We start from the raw sequence: 3,234 nt of genomic DNA on the forward strand, positions 1-3,234 counted from the left end.
TTGGCGATTGCGGATGGCCTGGAGTGAGGCGATCATTCCAGCGAGAATGGGAGTTCCGTGATGTTTGAGGTTATAGTAGAGGCGGAGAAAGGCTTTTTCAATGTTAGCCTGCTCTATAGGGGGCATTTTGCAGTCACTGGAATTGGTGTGATGTTTCCGGCATACCCAATAGGTGGTGCCTCGACTTACTTTTCGCTTGAAGTATGTCCCGCAGTCCCCACATTGGATTACAAGGGTGAAATCGTATTTTGTCTTTGGGGTGTGGGGAGACTTATCCCCTCGAGAACGAAGGAGGGTTTGAGCGGCGTCAAATATCTCTTGAGATACGATGGGTGGATGGCTGTTGGATATGTAGTATTTATCTCGTTGGCCATGGTTTCGTTTCTTTTGAAAGGGCAACGTGTCTGTGGCATAGAATTTCTGGAGCAGGGCATGGCCAGCATACCGTTCATTTTGCAGTATGTAGTACACAGTGGAATATTGCCAGTAAGGCATTCCAGCTCTGGTAGGAAAGCCGAGCTGTGTAATTTCGTCTGCAATGTCTGCCATGCTGATGCCGGAGAGATATCTGTCGAAGATGAGACGGATGACTGTTGCTTCAGCTTCGTCAATTTCAAGCATTCCGTTATTCAAGTGATATCCGAAGGGGGCACTGCATGTGATGAACTCACCACGCTGCATTCTTTTTTGATAACTCCACCGCATATTGCTGGAGATTGATTCGCTCTCAGCCTGGGCGAAGGAGGCAAACAGAGTGGTCATCATTTCGCCGGACATAGTGGCAGTGTCGATGTTCTCCTTTTCGAAGTGGACGCCTACGCCCAGGGCTTTCAGCTCCCGAATTGCTTCGAGACACTCGGTGGTGTTGCGAGCAAACCGGGAGATGGATTTGACCAGGATTCGGTCAACCAAGCCCCGGCGACAGTCGGCCATCAGGCGTTTGAAGTCCTCACGCTTGTCCACCGATGTTCCGGTGATACCTTCATCGGCATATATGTCCACTAGGCTCCAGTTCTCATTGCTGGAGATCAGGGAGATATAGTGCTGGGTTTGAGAAGCAAAGGAGTTGAGCTGATCATCGGATGCCGAGCTGACACGGGCGTAAGCTGCGACACGCAATTTGACGGCCGAATCTTGTTTGGTGGGGGCAATGGTTATGACCTGTGGCTTGTCCGCCAAAGCCAGGTTGCCTTGAGCTTGTGCTTCTTTTGTCATCCGAATTTCACTTCCTTCGTTAGGACAAAGACTACCACAACACATTGGGAATAGCTATCGCAAAGAGCAACAAATCAGAGAGAAATAATGATGTCTGCACCGGTTTGCGACAGGATGCGGGAGAGAATTTTGCGTGCCTCGCTGGTGCTCACAATTTCCTGCTGGATAAGGGAACGCAGGAGTTGTGCCATACCACATACATCAATGTTTACCATAAGAATACCTCGCTTTCATAAATGCAGAGATTGATAGCAAAAGCAAGGGAACCGACCAGGAGGTATGTGTAGGCCGAAAAGAAAAGGAGGGCAGATGAGAGGAGAAAGTAAGGAGGATCGTTTAGTCGGTTCCCTTGCTTTTGCTACCAGAGAGAAAGAAGGCCGCCCCAAGAGGGTGTGAGCATTTATATCATATACTCCGAATCTGAGGCGGCCTTCTGTTTATCATATCTTGTGATTGCCTGTATTTGACACTACTTCCCCAGGCCGGGCGGCAACTTGAACTGCGCTGGCGCACATCATGGGCCTCTCACCCCTCCGAGGATCTCTCCGAGCTGCAAAGCAGAAGTATCATTGTAGACTGACGGGATCATGGCGAGACAGTTTGCCAGGGCTGTCCTGGCCTGAGTGGGTAACGCTCTGCACCTTATTTGGCCGTCCTTCGATGCGGAATGCTCCGCACAGGTGGTCTTCGCGCACTCGGCCTGACGCTTCTCCGTCAGCTAACGTATTCAAGTTACCGGATATTCCGTTGTCAAAGAGCAAGAAGGTGGATTGAAACCCCTTCACTATACAACGGACATTTTTGAGCGGATTTTTAAGTAGTGTCCTAAAAAATTTTTTTTGCCTTTCTGCGAATGGCCTGAATATGCTGTGTGACAGCGGATGGGGATATTCCTTTCTGCTTTGCATAGTCGTAAGGCCTTAAGCCATCTTTTATAACCGCCTGGTATACATCACGCTGAATTGTGGTGAGCTGTTGGAAGAATGTGGCCTCCAACATATCAAAGGCAATATCTTGTGTGAAGTCGGAGGAATCTGCAAGCCATGATGAGGGACCTTGTTGTGGGTCGCCTGCATCCAATGACAGAGTAGCAGTATCACGATCGGTTTCAGTGGCTGGGTGGAGGCGCCTCATTTGTTTTTCCTCTGCACGAAGCAGACGCATAATTTCGCGGGTTACTTCTGTGACTTCATTAGTAGCTTTGATGCGAACCATGCATTTTCCATCCTCGGTGGTCCAGAGATCGTAGTCAAATTCAAGTGGGGTTTTAGGGGTTTTCATTGTCTTTTCCTTTCCGCCGGTGTAGAGCAACGGAAAGGAAAGACAACAAAAGAGCCGCATGACGGTGAGTTGATTTCCCATGCCGAAAGAACAAAGCTTCTTGTAGAAGTTTTGTTCTCATGCGGCATTAGGAAGACTCACCAATCAGCGGCTCCACAGCACAGCTATCAATATTTATTTTTCCACTTTGGCACCTTTAGGGGTGTCGAAGTTGAAATCTTCTCATGCTGAGGACATCGAACACAGTTTCACGCCCACAAGCCTTGCATTTGGCTTGAACGTGACCACGAGTGTCCTCAAAAACAATAATAGAATTGTGTTTGCAATAGGGGCATTTAACCATTCTTGGCTTTTGACTGGCAATGGCATTGCGGGCCATTCGTATCTTCACCAGCATTTCTGCAGATGGCTCTGTAATGCGGATGTTTTTGCTCATGCCCACACCTCCGTAGGATCGTCGTATTCGCTATATGGACGATCTTCCATGTATCCGAGCTGTCGGAGACGGATGATCATGGCTGTCTTGGATACATCAAGCCATTGGCAGAGATGAGAAAGGATCATTCTGTCCGGGTATGCAAACCAGCCCTCATAGTTGATCAGAACTTTTTTTGCAGGAAAGAGTTGCATAGCCAGCTCGATTTCCCTCTGAGGCATTAACATTGCAGCACCCAATGCGTTGGCTTGCCACTCGTTCCAGTCCTCGCGGGTCTTGAGTGCCCTGAGAGAATAGGCTTT

5 protein-coding genes are annotated in these 3,234 nt (G+C 48.8%); all 5 read right to left on the bottom strand.

All coding sequences use genetic code 11. From position 1 onward, the window contains the following. The coding region (locus H9X86_RS11725) for a recombinase family protein (protein WP_204901688.1) at positions 1-1,215 on the bottom strand (1,215 nt) is incomplete at its 3' end. A 74-nt stretch (positions 1,216-1,289) separates the two neighbouring features. Continuing rightward, entirely contained in the window at positions 1,290-1,430 is a 141-nt protein-coding gene (locus tag H9X86_RS11730; protein WP_204901689.1) for a hypothetical protein, read from the bottom strand. Positions 1,431-2,040: 610 nt separating this feature from the next. Beyond that, the gene (locus H9X86_RS11735; RefSeq protein WP_204901690.1) at positions 2,041-2,577 is read right to left on the bottom strand and encodes a helix-turn-helix domain-containing protein; all 537 of its coding nucleotides are present in this window, start codon (positions 2,575-2,577) and stop codon (positions 2,041-2,043) included. Positions 2,578-2,692: 115 nt separating this feature from the next. Continuing rightward, entirely contained in the window at positions 2,693-2,932 is a 240-nt protein-coding gene (locus tag H9X86_RS11740) for a hypothetical protein (protein ID WP_204901691.1), read from the bottom strand. After that, a partial coding sequence (locus tag H9X86_RS11745) for an ImmA/IrrE family metallo-endopeptidase (protein ID WP_430736105.1) occupies positions 2,929-3,234 on the bottom strand: 306 nt, incomplete at its 5' end. The genes H9X86_RS11740 and H9X86_RS11745, both read right to left, overlap by 4 nt.

Source organism: Pseudoflavonifractor capillosus, from assembly GCF_016902575.1.
In the GTDB taxonomy this organism is placed as follows: domain Bacteria; phylum Bacillota; class Clostridia; order Oscillospirales; family Oscillospiraceae; genus Enterenecus; species Enterenecus capillosus_A.

Excerpts from the sequence above, each read along its gene's own strand:
- H9X86_RS11730 (WP_204901689.1), bottom strand. The coding sequence starts at position 1,430 with ATGGTAAACATTGATGTATGTGGTATGGCACAACTCCTGCGTTCCCTT.
- H9X86_RS11735 (WP_204901690.1), bottom strand. The coding sequence starts at position 2,577 with ATGGGAAATCAACTCACCGTCATGCGGCTCTTTTGTTGTCTTTCCTTT.
- H9X86_RS11740 (WP_204901691.1), bottom strand. The coding sequence starts at position 2,932 with ATGAGCAAAAACATCCGCATTACAGAGCCATCTGCAGAAATGCTGGTG.